The following is an 18,172-nucleotide window of genomic DNA, read 5'->3' on the forward strand; positions in this document are numbered from 1 at the left end:
ACGGGCATGCACGCCTATCTTTGATCTTCTCCCATCCGGACTTTACCGTCGGCTCTGGAATTTCACCAGATCAGTCGCCAATCTCATCGTTAGATAGACTGGAGAGTCGCGGGCTCGTGTTATCCGCAGATAACAATCACCGCCGGTCAGGAATTTCACCTTACCCCGAAGATCCATATTCATTTGAATTTTATTGTTTGTTAAGCTGATTTCATAGTACTGCGACGTTTTGTGTTCCTCTGTAACAAAAATCACAAGCGCTGCGCATTTTGTTTCTGTCTTTTCATGAAAATGAAATCATGTTTACATTATATCATTTTCATGGCAGAATGGAACCCTCTATTTCCATGAATCCTGATGCCGACCGCTCTATTCGAATGCCGGAATCGCAATTTCACTGTAATTGTCCTCCAGGAATTGCTTCACTTCCGGTCCCGACAGACGCTCTGCCAGCTTGCGGATCGGCTCTGAATCCTTGTTATCTTCACGGGCAACAAGTGTAATTGCGAACTCGGATTCCGTCGTCTCCGTCAAGAGTGCATCCTTCTTGGGAGTCAGCCCTAATGGACTTGCATAGGCTGGTGTCATAAGCGCGATATCTGCATCATCCAGCATTCTGGCCAACATCAGAAGATCGACCTCTTCAAATTTAAAGTTGTGAGGATTTTCGGTAACATCAGCAACGGTAGCTTTAATGCCAACCCCGTCCTTCAGCTTGATGTATCCCGCCTTGTCCAGCATAACAAGCGACCGTCCCAGATTCGTTGAATCGTTGGCAACGGCAACTACCGCTCCATCCGGCAACTCGTCCATGCTCTTATAGCGCTTCGAGTAAACGCCGTAGACAGCGTGATAAATCGGCTGAATGGCCACCAGATTAGAGCCCTTGCTTGCATTGTATTCCTTCATGTAGGGCACATGCTGGAAGAAGTTCGCATCCACTTCCTTGTCAGCCAAGGCATCATTGGGCTGAACATTATCGGACAGCACAACAAGCTCCAGATTAATGCCGTCCTCCTTAAGCAGCGGCTTGATTAATTCAAGCATATCCGTCATTGGCGGAATTAAAGTAGCTACTTTCAGGGTGACCTCCTGCTCCACTGCCGTGCCTTCGTTTCCTGCATTCGAGCTTGTGTCCGGTTCAGCCGCTCCGGAGGTGTTACTCTTGGCACAGCCCGCACTGATCAGCATCAGAACCACCATCAATGCCGCTATCCACCCTTTAGACCCTCTTCTTGTTCCAGTATGCTTCATCATCAACATCCTCCCACTATTCTTTAATTTCCAAGCTTTCAGCTTGTTATTTATCGCTTATCCAGCCAGCGGGACAACAAGCTCCCGAACAACTGAATAAACTGAACGATCACAATCATGAGCAGAATAACCGCCAGCATCAGTTCCGTCTCGAAGCGCTGATAGCCATAGCGAATCGCAAAATCTCCAACCCCGCCTCCGCCGACCACCCCCATCACCGTCGAGTAAGAGATGAAGCTGATCATGGAGTTGGTCAGTCCAAGAATCAGACCGGACCGTGCTTCGACCAGCAGAAACTTGAACATGATCTGCAGACGCGTAGCCCCCATCGCCCGGGCGGCTTCCAATATGCCGCGGGGAACATCATGGAGCGCTTGCTCCACCTGACGGGAATAGATCGCCAGCGATACAACGGCCAGCGGGACAGAAGCAGCAAGGGTACCGATCGCAGTGCCTACCAGCCACCGGGTTACCGGGATCATAAATACAACGAATAACAAAAAGGGAAAGGAACGAATAATGTTTACAAAGCCGTTCAATACTTGGTTCCAGAAACGGTTCTCATACAGCTGTCCCTTTGCCGAGAAAAAGAGAAGAACGCCCAGGGGCAAGCCCAGCAGAATTGCGGCGGCCAAGGAAATGCCCACCATCATGAGCGTCTCCGAAATGGCCTCGGCGATCTGTGCCTGATATTGCGTGACCCGTTCGAGCATCAGCTCTACATCAATCACCCGGCATCACAGCCTTTCCAAGCAGCTGTTCCCTGTAGGACAACACGATGCCCGAGCCCTGTGCTCGGGCTTGTTCCAACGGAAAGCTATCGACAATTCTCCCCCGGTCCATCACAGTAACTTCATTACAGATAGCCCGAATGACCTCCATCTCATGGGTTACGATGACAATGGTTACACCGAGCGATTCATTCGCATGTCTAAGGACATTCAGAACCTCCATCGTCGTCCCCGGGTCCAGGGAGGACGTAGGCTCGTCACATAAGAGCACGCGCGGACGAGGGGCAAGGGCCCGTGCTATCGCTACACGCTGCTTTTGTCCGCCGCTCAGACTGGCAGGATACTCTTTCGCCTTGTCCTCCAGGCCAACAAAACGCAAACATTCCTGAACCCGCTCCGCTCTGGACTTCTTTGGCTCTCTGGCCATTTCCAGCGGAATCGCCACATTGCCGCTGACAGTTCGGTTATGCAGCAGATGAAATTGCTGAAACACCATCCCCATCTGCCTGCGCAGGGAGCGAAGGTCTGCTTCAGTCATCTGCATCAGGTCTTGCCCATCAACAAGCACCGAGCCTCGATCCGGACGTTCGAGGACATTCATAATGCGCAGCAACGTTGATTTTCCCGCTCCGCTCGGTCCGATAATTCCGTGAATGCTTCCTTCCCGAATGTGCATCGAGACAGCTTCAACCGCCGAAGTTTCTCCTGAATAACTTTTGCTAACCCCTTGCAGGGTAATCACGGTCTAACACCTCCAGTTCAGAAGCAGCCGACATCAATTCATTCTTGTATTAATACTTTTATCTCTCTGTTACAATGTAATTTTCCTCATAAGTATAGATTATTAAACCATCTGTGTCACTATTTTTATCACATTTTTTATTGACCATCGGTTCTTATCCTTTATTTGGCGCGAAACCTTTTTCCGCTAATCCGCGTTTAGAGTATGTTAGAATGCTGTAATTCATTACAAGAAGGGGGATTGAATCTATCATGATTTCAACCAATAAAAAAGCAATGCTCGCGGCTGCAGCCGTGTGCTCTGTTCTCTTACTAAGCGCATGTACCAATAATTCCGTTGCTCCGAATTCCAATACAGGGACCGTTCAGGAGAATAGTCAAAACCAATCCGGACAGAATCAGAATTCTACGAATCCGGATCATAGCTCTAACTCAGACAGCACAGCGGCTTCGGAACAGCTTGTTAGCGAGTTTCAAAGTTTGCTGGAGCAGGGCGGCAAGCTTCCCGAAGCGTTTCAATTCCTTGACAAGCATGCCGATCAGTTGAAGCCCGAACACGCTTCCCAGATGCTGTTAGCGCTGGAGGATGCCCAAATCGAAGACCTTCAAAGCTTGTTAGATCAGTATTTCTCAGGCAACAATCAGGAACAGATTGCCGGAATCTATGAAATCGGCGACAGCCTGGAAGAACTAATCCATAAAGCGGAGGATGCGGACTTGAAGGCTCTGCTTCAAGACACGCTTGACAGCGGATACCAACTGAACACGGCTGAAGGCATGTTCGGACCGGAGCTGGATTATCGCCGTACGGCGCAATACAGTGATATCGCCACAGAAGATACAGCCGCTTATTTAAAACTAAAGTCTGCCGAATCGGAGCAAGCTTCACAGCGCGATGCAGCCCTCGTCATTCCGTGGGAAGAGCTGCTTAAGCGGGCAGTTGATGCGGAGGATTTCCTTAACAACTATCCGGATTCCTCCAGCAAGGAAGATGTCGCTGCCATGTTCAGCAACTACAAGAACACCGTATTCCTAGGTGCTAACAACACCCCGTTGTTCGCTTATGAGAATAAAGTAATGGATACAGAAGCTCGAAAAGCATATTCGGATGCTGTCGCTGGGGATACAGCGGCTGAAGGAACGCTTCTCGGCGATTTGAAGAAATTTATGGACGAAGCCGCCAAATCGGATTACAAGCTCACCGATTCCCTGGAGCAATTTAGAGAGCAGCTAATTAAATAATTTAAGTAAACAGTTGGATGAACGTAAAAAAGCAAAAAAGCAGCTTGGGCTCTTGGAGCCAGGCTGCTTTTTTCATGGGCTTTGTTTTGTTTATAGTCCCTTTCTAATGATGCTGCGTGCAAGGGGCAACGTGTGAAGTGTGCTTAAGATCGCTGTTGCTCGCGAATTTCTTGATGGGATTAATCACCACACCCGATTGCGGATGAGCTCCGTCCCGGATACAGTTCTTTATAATGCAACAACTTATTTAATCATTTAGCCCATGCCCATGTGTCCATTGGATGCCGTCGACAGCTCCCAAGTCCTCAGCTCGTAAGACTCCGTTCCCGAAGAGACATAAGGATCGGCTTCGGCAATCGCCTTGGCTTCATCATATGTAACCCCCTTTAGAATGACCATCCCGCCCCGATAATCGGCAAACGGGCCGCACAGCTCAAGCTTGCCCTGATCATCCAGCTGCTTTAGGTGCTCCACATGAGCCCGGATCAACGCCTCCGACATTTGTTTACCTGCATTCACGGTTAGTAAAATCACGTAGCGGATATCTTCTTCTCGCGTCTCGTACAAGATTCTCGCCTCCCATATACATCCTGTAAAGGTTGCTGTATACAGGCATTATAGCGCATTTCGAGTTAAGCGCACACCTCGTTCAGGGAGAACCTCCACCTCTTGTCCACCGTGCCGGATTCTCAGTGCCTCCCCTTCAACCAAGGAATAGGCAACTTCCTCATGGCTAATAAAGACCTCAAGCAGCCTCCCCTCCTTGGCCACCCGGAAGCGAAGACTGTTCCAGCCGGCAGGAAGCGCAGGCGTAAAAGACAGGACACCGTCCCCATACATCCTCATTCCTCCGAACCCTTGGACCACCGCCATCCATGCCCCGGCCATTGCCGCCGTATGCAGCCCGTCCTTCGCGTTTTTGTTCACATCATCCAGGTCCATCCTTACCGTCCGGCGAAAATACCGATACGCTTCCTCCGCCTCGCCGATCTCGGAAGCAACGATGCTGTGAATGCAAGGCGACAAAGAGGAATCATGCGTTGTAAGCGGCTCATAATAGCGGTAGTTCCGCACCTTCTCCTCCATGGTGAACCGGTCTCCAAGCAGGAACAGAGCCATGACGAGATCCGCCTGCTTCAGCACCTGATGTCTGTAGATGACAAGCGGGTGGTAATGCAGCAGCAGCGGATAGTTGTTCTCCGGTGTGCCTTCAAAATCCCATTTCTTCTTGAGCAGGAACGTATCGTCCTGGGCATATATACCAAGCCCCTCATCCTTCGGCACATACATCGATTCCCCGGCCCGCTTCCAGTCGGCGATCTCAGACTCCAAGAGTCCGATCTTGCGCTTCAGCCGCTCATAATGATCCGGATAGTTTGAACGCAGCCGCTCTGCGGTCCGGCAGGCAAAACGCAGCTGCTCCTGCACCATAAGATTGGTATAGGCATTGTTATTGACAATCGCCGTATATTCATCCGGCCCTGTTACCGCATCAATGCAGAACGCACCGCCGCGCGCCGGATTGTAATGTCCAAGGTCAACCCAGAACCGGGAAGTCTCGAACAGAATTTCCGCCCCCATCTCCGCCAGAAAAGTCTCGTCACCGGTTGCCAGCACATATTGCTGCAGACCGTAGCAAATATCAGCATTAATATGGACCTGAGCCGTTCCGGCAGGAAAATAGGCTGAGTTCTCCTCGCCTGCAATCGTCCGCCAAGGGTACAGCGCGCCTCTCTGGGACATGACGGCAGCCCGCTCTCTGGCTTTATCCAGCGTCCTGTAGCGAAACTCCAGCAGTTTCCTTCCAATCTCCGGCAGCGTATACGTAAAGAACGGCAGGGTATACATTTCCGTATCCCAAAAATAATGTCCTTCATAGCCCTCGCCGGTCAGGCCTTTTGCCGCGATATTCGTCATCCCGTCCCGGCCGGTCGACTGCAGCAAGCCAAAGGCATTGAAGCGTACGCCTTGCTGCATTTCCGGGTCTCCGACGATTTCTATATCCGCTTTTCCCCAGAAGTAGTCGAGCGCCTGCCGCTGCTCCCCGGCCAGGGAGCCGAAGCCGCCATGCCCGGCGGACTCCAGTATCTCCCGGCTAAGCTTGAGCAGTTCTTCCTCAGGATAGTCCCGCGAGGTATGGTAAGCTATGAATTTCGTCAGCTTGCCGGATTGCCCGGCTTCCAGGCGAAAGTCCAACCGAATGCCGAGCTGGCCAGCATCGCTATATTGAACGGGAGCTTCGCCTCCCGGCACCTCCAAGGAATGGCTCATCGCGGTAACCAGTGCAAACCGTGTCCGACGGGTGCGATGTCTCATCCAATACATCAGCCCGTCTTCCCGGAAGCCGCTGTCCTCCAGGAGCAGGCTCGGCTCGCTCCGCCGCGCGCCTACCCGAGGATCGGACGAACCCTCCGGACCAGCGGCTACAGGATTCATCAGGGATATCCAGGATAAGCCCCCTGAAAAGTTAAGCGCCGTTACCTCATATTCCACAGCTGCCAAATGCTTGTGCTCCAGCGAGACCAGCCTTCGGGTTGTAATGCGAACCTGATGCCCGGCAGGGGATTCCCATTTTACATGCCGGTAGAGCATCCCGCTTTGCATGTCCAGAATCCGTTCCGATTTCAGGACCATGCCGGTATGCAGATGAAAAAGCTCTCCCTCTACTAGCAGAAGAATCGCCTTGGCGTCAGGCACGTTCAGCATGGCATGGTTCTGGTCCGGATATCCATATGCCCCCTCCGGATAAACGATGGGTTCCGTATCATAGAAACCGTTCAGATAATTCCCTATAACGGAGGAGCCTGACGCACCATGGTAGCCTTCCTCCAAATTGCCCCGCATCCCGATATACCCGTTCCCCAAGGCAAACAAGCTTTCATTCTTCTGATGATCCTCTTCCTGGTGTCCCGTCTCCCGGATACACCACTCATCGCGATACAGCGGTTCCTGACCAGAAGCATATATTTCCGTATTTAAGCTCATGTTCATTTTCAACTCCGTCTCCGGTGGTACAGGCAGCAATCCCTGCCCGGCACCTCTCTGTATATTACGGTTACCAGATGAAGCATCAGCCCTTGACTGAGCCGCCCATCAACCCCCGTACAAAATACTTTTGCAGAAGGAAGAATATCGCCAGCGGCATTAGCATGGAAATGAAGGCTGCCGAGGTCAGGAGATGCCAGTCGTTGCCCCGCGAGCCGACAAGATCGGCAATCTTCATCGACATGACTTGCACATCCGGCTGGTTCCCAATGAAGATCAGCGAGACAAGATAGTCGTTCCACACCCACAGGAACTGGAAAATACCGATGGATGCCAATGCAGGCACCGATAAAGGCAAGATCAGCCGGGAGAAAATCGTGAAATGACTGGCTCCGTCAATAAACGCCGACTCAAACAGATCCTTCGGCAGTTGGCTAATGAAGTTGTACATGAAATAGGTCACCAGCGGCAGTCCGAAGGCGGTGTGAGCAAGCCAGATGCCCAAGTAGCTCCCGTTCAGCCCCAACGCCGTGTAATCCTTAAGCACCGGAATCAGCGCTACCTGCAGCGGAATGACCAGCATAGCAATAATAATCGCAAAGATCGTCTTCCTCCCCGGGAAACGAAGCCATGCGAAGGCGTAAGCGGCAAAGGAAGCGATCAAAATCGGAATCACTGTCGCAGGCACCGCAATCGTGAGCGTATTCCAGAACGCCTGGGACATTCCGCTGCCGCGCTGCACCGTCTCGCTGCCGTCCGCGGCCTTAAGCCGGTATTCCTTGCCGGACAGCACGTTTTTGTAATTATCCAGCGTCAAGGCCGGATTGAACTGCCAGCCCTGCTCCATCACGCTTAACGTGCGAGCCCGGCGGTTCTCCCACATCAACCGTTCGCCATCGACCATGACGCCGGATTTCAGTTGCTCGTCCGTGAAGGTTTTTCCGCCGACTTCAATGGGCTCCCTAAGATCCAGGTCCTTCGATAGCTGTACCGTCTCCCCCGACTTCACCCAGGATTGATGAGGGAATACCTTCCACCATCCGGTGCTGAGGATATCTGCCGCCGGGCGGAAGGAGGAGATGAACAAGCCGAGCGTAGGAACAAGCCAGATCAGGCAAATGAAGCCGAGCACCAGATTGACAAGCAGCTTGCTGGACTTTCTCTTTTTGCGGCCGGCCATCAGAATCCCCCCTGCTTGCGAAATTGGCGTAAATTGATGATGATCACCGGAATGACCGCGATGAGCAGGACAATCGCCAAGGTTGATCCGTAGCCAAAGTTGCGGTACATGAAGAACTGGCGGTAGAACTGCGTGGCTACAACCTCGGTATCGTACTGGCCTCCGGTCATGACCATGACGACATCAAAGATTTTCAGCGTAAATACGATAATTGTTGTCGTTACCGTCAGGATGGTTCCGGAAATATAAGGAATCATGATGCGGAAGAAAATCTTGATCTCTCCCGCTCCGTCCACCCGGGCAGCCTCCAGAATATCCTCGGGGACGCCCTTAATCGCTGCGGAAAAGATCACCATCGCAAAGCCCGTCTGCATCCAGATGAGAATCAGAATGAGGAACAGATTGTTCCATGGTTGAAGCATACTCGTCCAGGCCTGCGGCTCTCCGCCGAAAAACGTAACGATTGCGTTCAATAGGCCGATTTGCTCGTTCCCCGGCTGATAATAGTACACGAACTTCCATATGACCCCTGCAGCAACGAAGGAGATGGCCATCGGCATGAAAATAATCGACTTCGCCAGCTTTTCAAAGCTGCTTCGATCCGCAAGAATGGCGATCAACAAGCCAAGGGTAACGCAGGCCAAAGTGCCTATGAACACCCACAGAAGATTGTTGCGCAGCGCAATTCCCATCAGCCTGTCGCTGAAGATCGCGGCATAATTGTCCAGGCCGACGAATTGGTCCGAAGCCGCGTTGAAGAAGCTCAGATAGAGCGTGCGAAGCGCGGGCATGAATACCAGCCAGCCCAGGAGCAGGATTGCCGGGCCGATAAATATGATTGGCAGCACCTTGCGCCGGACCCGGTCCGGATACTGCTCGGCTGCCCAGTTCAGAGAATAATAAATCTCGTACACGCCCAGCACGCCCCACAGGACCGCAAGGAATGCGGTCACCAGCGGATTCAAACCCGAATCGCGGAAAAATAAAAAGATGGCTCCATGGACCACGATGTTGGCGAGGATGACGAGCAAGGAAATCAGGACCGCCTTAACCGGGACATTCCGCTCGGACGTTCCGGACGAAGGAGCCTTCATCGGTGCGGCCGGTGTCGTCTGTGAACTCATGTCTTACTCCTCCTTGGGCTGCTGGCTGTCACAGCCATAGCCGAAAATGAAGAAGGCGGCGCCTGCCGAACCTATCCTTGGCAGGGCGCCATCCTTCCTGAATTCAATCTAATTGCTCCAGCCGGACTGAATTTGCTCCATGGCTTGGTCTAGGGTCGCGGCCCCGCTCACGTAGTCGGTCATTCCTTTCCAGAACGTGCCTGCGCCGACTTTGCCCGGCATCAGATCGGAGCCGTCGAACCGAAGTGTGGAAGCCTCTTGCACAAGCTTCGCCATCCGGCGGTCAGACTCGGAGCTGTACCAGTCCAGAGAAGCATCGTTCATCGGTGCGATCACGCCGCCCGACTGCACCCAGCTCTTAATGGATTCCCCGGTAGTAAAGAACTCCATGACTGCGCGAACCTCAGGCCGGTCATTAAACATGGCGTAAATATCGCCCGCTACCAGTACCGGTTTGCCATATTGCTCATCGATCGGCGGCAGGTAGAACCAGTCATAATCCTCATCGACCTTCGTCCCTTCAGGGAAGAAGCTTGTAATAAAGTTCCCCTGGCGATGGAGCCATGCCTTCGGCGGATTGTCGAACATCGGAACTGGAGCATCGCCGAACGGAGTCGTTACAATCGATTTGGTCCCGCCGTACACATAGTCCGGATTCATCCAGATCTCCGACATTTTTTCCACAGCGTACTTGACTTCCGGGGATGTGAACGGCAGTTCTCCGCTTACCCATTTATCATAATTTTCAGGAGTGGTCGTACGAAGCATAATATCTTCGACCCAGTCCGTGGCAGGCCATCCTGTCGCTGCGCCGCTTTCAATTCCAATCGTCCAGGCCGGATCGCCGTCCTTGGCAATTTGCTCGGTAAGGTCCATCAACTGCTCCCATGTCTCTGGAACTTGATAACCCGCTTCTTCAAACTGCTTCTTCGGATACCAGACGAGACTCTTCACATTACTCCGGTTCCAAATACCGGCCATAATCTGACCGTCCTTGCCCTCCATCGTCGCCATGTCCAGCCAGCTCTGGTTATAGTTCGATTTCAGCTTCTCTTGATCCAGGATCGGTGTCAGATCGATCACCTTGCCGGTCTTGGCGATCGAAGCGAGCAGGCCGGGCTGCGGAAAATCGGCGATATCCGGCGCATTGCCGCCATCCACGCGAATGTTGATCGTTGCTTCGAACTCCTTGGAGCCTTCGTATTGAATATCGATGCCCGTTTTCTCCTCAAATTCCTTGATGCTCGTCTCGAAGTTTACCTGGTCCGCATCTACAAACGGTCCGAACATGGTCACCTTCGTCCCCTTGTATTCGCCTTTAAACGCCAGCTCTAGCGGGGAACCGCCCTCGTCGCCTGCGGAGTCATTTCCATCCGTACTATTATTGGATCCGGCATTATTGCTTGGCGCTGGGGCCGGAGGTTCATTATTCGCAGCGTTATTGCCTCCGCAGGCGCTAAGCAGCATGGTTATCGACAGACAAAGAATCAGAAGAAGTGAATAATTCCGCTTATTAGCTTTTCTCATCTCGCTACATCCCCTTTAATTGTTTTCACTGCCAAAATCGGTTCATGCACGTGATTTTGCGCTTCAACGTCCTGTTCGTTCTTATCCGCCCTTGGTTCGGATCACCTCCTTGCAAAGCTTTTCAAAATTGCGGGTTGCATGTTGCAAGTTACGAGTGCGAGTAAGGTATGCTTAGTTGGTAAAGGTTCTGTTTGCTTTAACACGAGGTAGTTTGAAGAAATTCTGTAGTATGCCCGCTGAATGTATGCGTTTGCAATATTGATACCGTAGATTGTGAAAAGCTTTTCAAAATGCACGATGAAAGTGAGCTAGCTCACCGTCCCTGCCGATTCTCTAATAATCAGTTTATGCAGCAGCTTCTCCCGCATGATCTCCGTTTGGCCGGTTGTGATCAGTTCATGCAGCTTCTCGGCAGAACGGTATCCGAGTTCAAAGGTAGGCTGAGCAATCGTGGTCAGCTTGGGAATATATATACCGGCCATCCGGACATTGTCGAAGCCGATAACTGACACCTGTCCCGGGACGGACACCCCCTGATCCTTCAGATAAGAGATTGTCCCCATGGCAAATTCATCGGCAACGCAAAAGACGGCCGTGGTATCGGGATACTCCATAAACAGCTCGTGAGCGGCTTCATAGGCATGCTCGAAATAATGAGCGGCATGCTTAACTCTGCCCAAGAGGCTTGCGGCATCAATCCCACCGTCGGAGAGTGCGCGTAAATAGCCTTTAAGCCGCGGCGGTCCGGAGACGGAGTTGACATCATTGAAGCCCATCATCGCGATCCTCTGATGACCGAGCCCGATCAGATATTTAACAGCATCATAAGCAGCAGCTTCATCGTCCACCTCAATCGACGGAATCTCGAACTCATCACTATGGGAGGACAGCATCACTACGGGAATTCGATAGGCCGACAACTTCTCATAATACTCAGGGGACATTCTATCGCTGGCAAACACGATACCGTCCACCTGCTTCTCATGAAAGGTATCGATGTACGATAGCAGACGAGCCGATTCCCGGTCGGTATTGCAGATCATCAAGCTGTAGCCCAGCTTGTTGCAGGCTTCCTGCATTCCGCGAATGATACCTGCATAATACATGTTCTCAATATCGGGAATAAGCAGGCCTAGCGTGAAGGACTTTCGGTATATCAGCCCGCGTGCAAAAGAATTAGGCTGGTACGACAGCTGCTCCACAGCCTCCAGCACCTTCCGGCGCTTACTTTCTACCACGCTCTGAGGTGAATTCATCACTCTGGACACTGTGCTGATTGATACGCCTGCTAGCTTAGCTACATCCCGTATGGTTGCTTTCATCTTGTATTCATCCTTTTCACTTTGAAAAGCTTTTCAAGAGCATTGTAGCAAAAATCTCTCCCCGATACAATCCTTAATTTGAAACGCTTACATTTCCCCAAAGAAAAACGGCCGCCCCAGTCGCTCGGACTTTCCAGGGCAGCCTATTCCCGTTGCTTATTTGGTGGTAGCGATCGAGAATACGACCGTCTTGTTCTCGTTGTCGACCAGAAGATTAACGGTATATCCGCCAACCTCTGCCTGCTTGGAAGCGATCGAATGTCCAGCTTCCACCTCTTCGCAAATGGCGTTAAACCAGCGATGGAAGGCAATTGCCTCATAAGTAAACAGCCGGTTGCCGAACAACTCGACAGCTTCCTTGTTACGGGCCAGGGTCCCTTCCCGCAGTCTGACCGTGATCCCGTAGGTGTTATAAGCAGGGTCCAGCCATAGCGCCACCTCTTCCTTAGCCGTAGCCGAATTGGCGCTCGCACCCAGATTTCCCATACTAGATGCATTGAGCACAGCTTGCTTCTCCTTATCATCCTTGAACAGCCGCAGTGTCGTATCCAGCAAATTGTAGTTGGTTCCCCTCAGTTTGCCTGCCTCCACTAATGTATCGTACATGTCCAGCATCTTCTGATCCGGAAAGGCTACAATTTTGTAGCTCCCGGTGGATGCTGGCACAATACGCTGCAGTTGATCCTTCTCCGGCTTCATCGGAATCCGCTTAGACTTGTCCGTTAGACGAGTCAAAATAACCAATGCCTCTGCACGCGTTACATAACGGCCTACCCCGAAATTACCGTCAGGATATCCTTCCATAATTCCCTTGATCAGCGACTCTGCAATAAATCGCTGCATTCGTTCGTTGCCGCTGGTCAAATCCCCGTAATTACGGGCAACAGACAGGCTGAACTCTGCATCCTCAAGGTACTCTGTTTCCTGCAGTGTGTAGTAGATTAACTCCGCCACATTTTCCCGGGTCATGTTCGCCTGGAAATCGCTGTACCGGCTCTTGTTCAAGAAATTCAAGTCGCTTGCAACATCAATATACGGCTTCGCCCAATATCCGGTCATGGCAGGCTTGAAGTCAAAATAACGGTAATCCTGCTTGAGAATGGTTCTATTCTCTTCGGTCAACGAATCAAGAAAGCTGCTGCGCCAGCTTCGTTCCTGGTTGGGGTGCTGCTCGCTGAACGAGAGGATCAGCATCTTGACAAATTGATCGACCTTAACCGGTTCTGTCGGTCTGAAGCTGCCGTCAGGGTACCCGTCAAGAATCCCCTGGCTTACCATAGCCTCGATCTCGGGGCGGGCCCAATGGGTAGCCGTATCTTTAAATACAGCCTGTCCGCCATCGGCCGATACGCTGCGAACTCCAGCACCGCTGCCCAAGCCTGCAAGCAAGCAAAGACATACTATTGCCTGTATAACAGGTAAGAGCCTGCGCTTTTGAATGGTTTTGCTTTCCATGAATAATGCCTCCTGAACAATGGATGACAGCGCATATAAATACTGCGCATGCCGCTATTATCCAGAAAACCATAACTGCTTCGGCTTGTGAATAGGCCCCGCGTCGGCTTATATACAACCTAATGACCTAGCATTCCAGAAAAAAAGCCTGGGTCGACCGAATAACATCGTTCGATCTCACCCAAGCACAAAGACCTGTCCCCCAATTCTCGCTACACCGGACTTTAGCCTGTAAGTATAGGCATAATCCAGAGCCTCATACTGCTCCAGGAGATGCGCCGGAGTGAGGCTTCCCGGTCTCCTGCGCATATTAAGGATGCGCAGAATCTCCTCGGGGCGGCGGATACCGAGTCCATGGGCAAAATATACACCGCCAGGAAGCTGGATCGCATTTTCCCCCCGCCATTCGGGATTGGTCGGATTGAAGTCCGGATTATTGAAATAGCGAACATCGCCCGGATAGGACGTGCCCGTCGTCCTGGATATAATCCTCAAGTCACTGTCATACTGCCAGTCATAAAGCACCAGTCCGCCAAAATAAGTGTTAAAGGATGCTTCGCCAATCGCTCCGAGTACCGCCTTGTATAACACAATCACCATTGCCGTTGCACACTCGAAAGCATAGAGGCGGCCGTTTCGGAAAATGTCAGTGATTCCTTCTGCCGGTGTCACGCCGCTTCGCAGCCTGAAGGCCCCGCTGGGCTGAAGCTGCCAGTAGCGTTCATTGCAGTAAGATCCCTCGAAGGTTGCAAAGGTGGCACCACTGTTATTCAAATCTATTGCCGCCTCTGTAATCCTGCTTCTAGTCGTCAGTTCGAACTCCAGCACCGCAAGGGATTCATAAGCATACGTTTCCGGGCTAAGCTGCATCTGCCGCAATATATCCCTCTCCATCATGGTCAGATTTAAAGTATGCAGCTGGGAAGCCTCGCCCGGAGGAAGTTGGATCATCGTCATTCTCCCTTCCTGGTTTGTAAGAAGTAGCATTTACATTACTATACTCCAGGAAGGTATGTCCGGTGACATTCACCTATAATGCATTTATCGCGAACCCTCTGCTTCCCCAGTGAACTGGCTGTTATACAGTTCCGCATAATAACCGCCGCGGGACAGCAGTTCCTCATGGCTGCCGCTCTCCACAACATCTCCATCCTTCATATACAGGATCACATCCGATTCACGGATCGTTGACAACCGGTGGGCAATCACGAAGCTCGTTCTTCCCTGCATCATTCGCTGAAATGCTTGCTGGATACGAATTTCAGTCAACGTATCAATACTGCTCGTTGCCTCATCAAGAATCAGCATGGGCGGATCGACCAGCATAACTCTTGCAATGGTGAGCAGTTGCTTTTGCCCCTGGGACAACTGTTCTCCGCTCCCGCTAATGACCGTATCATAGCCCTCTGGAAGCCTTTTGATGAAGGAATGGGCATTCGCCGCTTTGGCGGCAGCGACAACCTCAGCCTCGGTGGCCTCAGGCTTGCCGTAGGCAATATTTTCGCGGACTGTACCGCTTTTCAGCCACGTATCCTGGAGCACCATACCAAAAGCCTGACGAAGACTGTCACGGGTCATCTCTTTAATATTGACGCCTCCAATCCGAATTTCCCCGGCATCCACATCGTAAAAGCGCATCAACAGGTTGACCAGCGTTGTCTTACCCGCCCCCGTCTTTCCAACGATTGCGATTCTGGTTCCCGGAGGCACCGTCAGATTCAAATCTGAGATCAAGGGCCGGTCCGGCCGATAAGCGAATCGAACATGACGGAATTCGATGGTCTCCTGCTTGTGGGGCAAGATGGCGGAACGGGATGAGTCAGGCGTCTCCACATGTTCATCCAGCACTTTAAATACCCGCTGCGCCGAAGCTGTAGCTGCCTGAAGCTGCGAGATAACACCTGTCACCTCGTTAAACGGCTTCGCGAACAAATTGGCGTAGATCAAGAAGCTCGACAAATCTCCGACCGTAATTCTCGCTGCAATGACCATCAAGCTTCCGACAGTCGCGATGACAGAAAAGGTAATATTGTTCACGAGTCTTGTGGATGGATTGGAAATCGAGCTGATAAATTGTGATTTAACTCCTGTCTCATACAAGCGCCGATTCATATCCGAAAACTGCTCATAGCTGCGTTTTTCGTATCGGAAGGCTTGAACGATCTTCTGGCCGCCGATCATTTCTTCCGCATAGCCGTTCAATTCCCCTACAATCTTGGCCTGATCGCGGAACAGCTGCTGGGAGCTTCTTGTAATGTAGCGGGCTACATAATAGGAAGCCGGAGCGGATAACAGAACAGCCAATGTCATGATCGGACTGGTGTACAGCATGAGAACAATTGAACCCACTATTGTTACGATCCCTGTGAGCAGTGTTGAGAAGCCCTGCAATAATCCATCGGAGATCGCATCCATATCGTTGACAAACCGGCTTATACTGTCTCCTTGCGGATGATTATCATGATAGGTAAGCGGCAGATTGTTCAGTCGGTCATACATTTCCTCACGCATGGAGTTGACCGTCTGATAAGCCAGACGGTTCGTCAGATAAGCAAGCAGCCAGCTGAACAGACTGCCCAGCGCATATATAATCGCAAGCCAGCTCAGCAAGCGGAACACAATATCAAATTCCACCGCTCCCTGCCCGAGCATCCGGTCGATGGCTTTACCGATCAAGAGCGGTCCGGCCAGGCTTGCCAGGACGCTGATCAAGGCGCTGAGCGCGGAGCCGAGAAGCAGGAGTCTATGGGCTGCCATGTATTTGAAAATTCTTAACCAGGTTGACTTCATGTTCATCCCTGAACGCCCTCCTCTTCCGACAGCTGTGAATGGCAAATCTCGCGATAAGGCTCACAATGCTTCAGCAATTCCTCATGAGTGCCGATTCCCGCAATTCTGCCTTCTTCCAGCACGATGATCCGGTCTGCATGAAGTACGGTGCTTACACGCTGTGTGACCAGAAGCATCGTCGTATCGGCATGGTATTGTCTGATGGAACGGCGAAGCGCCGCCTCAGTCGCATAGTCCAGTGCACTGGAGGAATCATCAAGAATCAGAATCTCTGAACGGGCCAAAAGCGCCCGGGCGATCGTAATCCGCTGCTTCTGTCCTCCCGACAGGTTCAGCCCGCCTCGTGCCACTCGGGTCTGATACCCCTCCGGCAGCTTGTTGATGAACTCCTCGGCCTGGGCTGCACGCGCAGCCTCCGCAACCTCCTGATCTCCGGCATGCTCATTGCTCCAGCGGATGTTATCAGCCACCGTTCCGGTGAAGAGAATCGCTTTTTGGGGAACCAAGGCAACCTTGCTCCGCAGCTTCTCCAACGAGTAATCCTTCACATTAGTGCCTTCTACATAGATAGCACCCTGTCCGGTATCGTAGAACCTTGGAATCAAATGAATGAGGGAGGACTTTCCTGACCCGGTACCCCCGATAATCCCGATGGTTTCCCCACGATGAACCTTAAAGGAGATCTCCTTCAAGGCTGGATCGCCAGTCGAGCTGTATCCGAAGCTGACATGATCGAACTCGATTAGCGGAGCTTTCGTGTCCGCGGCAGTCGAATACTCCACGTCCGCCGAACCATCGATAATCGTCGGATAGGTATCAAGCAGTTCATTGATCCGTGCTGCTGACGAAGCGGCTTTTGTAAAGATAATAATCAAATTAGAGACCACGATAAGCGCAAGCAAAATCTGTGTTACGTAATTTATAAAGGCGATAATTTCACCGGAGGACAGACTGCCCTGATTAATGTGAACACCGCCCGCCCACAGAATAGCAATGATAGCCGCATTCACCACCAGCATTGTCAATGGACTTAGCAGGGCCGAGATGCGCCCTACCCGAATAGCTGTAACCGTGATGTCGTCGGCGGCTTCCTTGAAGCGGCTTTGCTCTTCCCTTCTCTTGGCAAAGGCGCGAATCACTCTTACCCCGCCCAGGCTCTCACTCAGCACAAGCACAAGCTTGTCGAGCTTCTTCTGGTACAGACGGTACAGCGGCGCTGATTTGGCAATAATCAAATACAATACAACTCCAAAAATCGGTGTAGCCGCAAGCAGGATAAGGGATAAACGAAGATCAAGAATCATCGCCATGATAATCGCCCCGATACAAATAAACGGCGCGCGGATCACCAGCCGAATCAGCATCGCTACAGCCACTTGCAGTTGGTTGACATCATTGGTTACCCGATTGATCAGCGAAGGCGTGCCAAAGCGTTCTAAATCCGAGAAGGACAGCGAGGAGACATGACGGAACAGCCGATTGCGCAAGGTAGTGCCAAACCCTTGCGAGGCTCTTGCTGCGTAGTATTGGCAAATCAAAGAGCTTCCGTAACCAAGGAGCGTCATCGCCAGCATCAGCACGCCCATTTTAAGAACATAACTGCTGTCCCGGTTGCCGATTCCGTGATTAACGGTTAGCGCAACGATGGTGGGCAGCAGCAGTTCCAGAATAGCCTCCAGCAGCTTAAACAGGGGGCCAAGAATCGTTTCTTTCTTATACGGTTTCAGAAATACAGCAAGTCTGAACAAAGCTGAATCACCATCTCTTATTCAATATTGTCACCGGCGTATTGACTTTCTTCCCGTGACAAATATGATTATG

General features: G+C 51.7%; 14 protein-coding genes and 1 riboswitch. Of the genes, 1 reads left to right on the forward strand and 13 read right to left on the reverse strand.

What is annotated here, in order from left to right; translation table 11 throughout:
- Window positions 1-19: 19 nt before the first annotated feature.
- Window positions 20-177: riboswitch (FMN riboswitch) on the reverse strand.
- Between the two features lie 192 nt (window positions 178-369).
- Genes KI362_RS13965 through KI362_RS13975 form a run of 3 tightly spaced genes read right to left on the reverse strand, consistent with a single transcriptional unit; the run spans window position 370 to window position 2,727 of the window.
- Window positions 370-1,254, reverse strand: coding sequence for a MetQ/NlpA family ABC transporter substrate-binding protein (locus tag KI362_RS13965; protein WP_301627858.1), 885 nt, complete (start codon window positions 1,252-1,254; stop codon window positions 370-372).
- Between the two features lie 50 nt (window positions 1,255-1,304).
- Window positions 1,305-1,967 carry a methionine ABC transporter permease gene (locus tag KI362_RS13970; protein WP_301628170.1) on the reverse strand — a complete coding sequence of 221 codons (663 nt, stop codon included), beginning with the start codon at window positions 1,965-1,967 and terminating at the stop codon, window positions 1,305-1,307.
- Between the two features lie 10 nt (window positions 1,968-1,977).
- Window positions 1,978-2,727 carry a methionine ABC transporter ATP-binding protein gene (locus KI362_RS13975; protein ID WP_301627860.1) on the reverse strand — a complete coding sequence of 250 codons (750 nt, stop codon included), beginning with the start codon at window positions 2,725-2,727 and terminating at the stop codon, window positions 1,978-1,980.
- 251 nt (window positions 2,728-2,978) lie between these two features.
- Here KI362_RS13975 and KI362_RS13980 point away from each other — a divergent pair, with 251 nt between their 5' ends.
- Complete coding sequence (locus KI362_RS13980; protein WP_301627861.1) at window positions 2,979-3,968, forward strand: hypothetical protein; 990 nt, start codon at window positions 2,979-2,981, stop codon at window positions 3,966-3,968.
- Window positions 3,969-4,223: 255 nt separating this feature from the next.
- Here the strand turns inward: KI362_RS13980 and KI362_RS13985 are convergent, their stop codons facing one another.
- From KI362_RS13985 to KI362_RS14030, 10 genes are all read right to left on the reverse strand, one after another.
- Entirely contained in the window at window positions 4,224-4,535 is a 312-nt protein-coding gene (locus KI362_RS13985; RefSeq protein WP_049894746.1) for a YciI family protein, read from the reverse strand.
- Between the two features lie 48 nt (window positions 4,536-4,583).
- A complete protein-coding gene (locus tag KI362_RS13990; protein WP_301627863.1) occupies window positions 4,584-6,992 on the reverse strand; it encodes a glycoside hydrolase family 65 protein in 2,409 nt (802 codons plus the stop codon).
- A 46-nt stretch (window positions 6,993-7,038) separates the two neighbouring features.
- Window positions 7,039-8,133 (reverse strand): carbohydrate ABC transporter permease, encoded by a 1,095-nt coding sequence (locus KI362_RS13995; protein WP_301627864.1) that lies wholly within the window; start codon window positions 8,131-8,133, stop codon window positions 7,039-7,041.
- Window positions 8,133-9,227: a carbohydrate ABC transporter permease gene (locus tag KI362_RS14000; RefSeq protein WP_306432842.1), complete on the reverse strand. Its 1,095-nt coding sequence runs from the start codon at window positions 9,225-9,227 to the stop codon at window positions 8,133-8,135. Before KI362_RS14000 ends, KI362_RS13995 begins: the two co-directional genes overlap by 1 nt.
- A gap of 138 nt (window positions 9,228-9,365) precedes the next feature.
- Complete coding sequence (locus KI362_RS14005; protein ID WP_301627867.1) at window positions 9,366-10,784, reverse strand: ABC transporter substrate-binding protein; 1,419 nt, start codon at window positions 10,782-10,784, stop codon at window positions 9,366-9,368.
- A gap of 308 nt (window positions 10,785-11,092) precedes the next feature.
- Window positions 11,093-12,106: a LacI family DNA-binding transcriptional regulator gene (locus KI362_RS14010; RefSeq protein ID WP_301627869.1), complete on the reverse strand. Its 1,014-nt coding sequence runs from the start codon at window positions 12,104-12,106 to the stop codon at window positions 11,093-11,095.
- Between the two features lie 156 nt (window positions 12,107-12,262).
- On the reverse strand, window positions 12,263-13,561 hold the full coding sequence (locus tag KI362_RS14015) for an S-layer homology domain-containing protein (RefSeq protein ID WP_301627870.1): 1,299 nt from the start codon (window positions 13,559-13,561) through the stop codon (window positions 12,263-12,265).
- A 177-nt stretch (window positions 13,562-13,738) separates the two neighbouring features.
- Window positions 13,739-14,512: a protein-glutamine gamma-glutamyltransferase gene (locus KI362_RS14020; protein ID WP_301627871.1), complete on the reverse strand. Its 774-nt coding sequence runs from the start codon at window positions 14,510-14,512 to the stop codon at window positions 13,739-13,741.
- 90 nt (window positions 14,513-14,602) lie between these two features.
- Window positions 14,603-16,357 (reverse strand): ABC transporter ATP-binding protein, encoded by a 1,755-nt coding sequence (locus KI362_RS14025; RefSeq protein WP_301627873.1) that lies wholly within the window; start codon window positions 16,355-16,357, stop codon window positions 14,603-14,605.
- Window positions 16,354-18,099: an ABC transporter ATP-binding protein gene (locus KI362_RS14030; RefSeq protein ID WP_301627874.1), complete on the reverse strand. Its 1,746-nt coding sequence runs from the start codon at window positions 18,097-18,099 to the stop codon at window positions 16,354-16,356. Before KI362_RS14030 ends, KI362_RS14025 begins: the two co-directional genes overlap by 4 nt.
- Window positions 18,100-18,172 lie beyond the last annotated feature (73 nt).

Source organism: Paenibacillus apis, assembly GCF_018333295.1.
Taxonomy (GTDB): domain Bacteria; phylum Bacillota; class Bacilli; order Paenibacillales; family Paenibacillaceae; genus Fontibacillus; species Fontibacillus antibioticophila.

Bases quoted from the DNA above. Each gene is read 5' to 3' on its own strand.
- KI362_RS13965 (WP_301627858.1), bottom strand. From the start codon at position 1,254: ATGAAGCATACTGGAACAAGAAGAGGGTCTAAAGGGTGGATAGCGGCA.
- KI362_RS13970 (WP_301628170.1), bottom strand. From the start codon at position 1,967: ATGCTCGAACGGGTCACGCAATATCAGGCACAGATCGCCGAGGCCATT.
- KI362_RS13980 (WP_301627861.1), top strand. From the start codon at position 2,979: ATGATTTCAACCAATAAAAAAGCAATGCTCGCGGCTGCAGCCGTGTGC.
- KI362_RS13995 (WP_301627864.1), bottom strand. From the start codon at position 8,133: ATGGCCGGCCGCAAAAAGAGAAAGTCCAGCAAGCTGCTTGTCAATCTG.
- KI362_RS14000 (WP_306432842.1), bottom strand. From the start codon at position 9,227: ATGAAGGCTCCTTCGTCCGGAACGTCCGAGCGGAATGTCCCGGTTAAG.
- KI362_RS14005 (WP_301627867.1), bottom strand. From the start codon at position 10,784: ATGAGAAAAGCTAATAAGCGGAATTATTCACTTCTTCTGATTCTTTGT.
- KI362_RS14010 (WP_301627869.1), bottom strand. From the start codon at position 12,106: ATGAAAGCAACCATACGGGATGTAGCTAAGCTAGCAGGCGTATCAATC.
- KI362_RS14015 (WP_301627870.1), bottom strand. From the start codon at position 13,561: ATGGAAAGCAAAACCATTCAAAAGCGCAGGCTCTTACCTGTTATACAG.
- KI362_RS14020 (WP_301627871.1), bottom strand. From the start codon at position 14,512: ATGATCCAACTTCCTCCGGGCGAGGCTTCCCAGCTGCATACTTTAAAT.
- KI362_RS14025 (WP_301627873.1), bottom strand. From the start codon at position 16,357: ATGAACATGAAGTCAACCTGGTTAAGAATTTTCAAATACATGGCAGCC.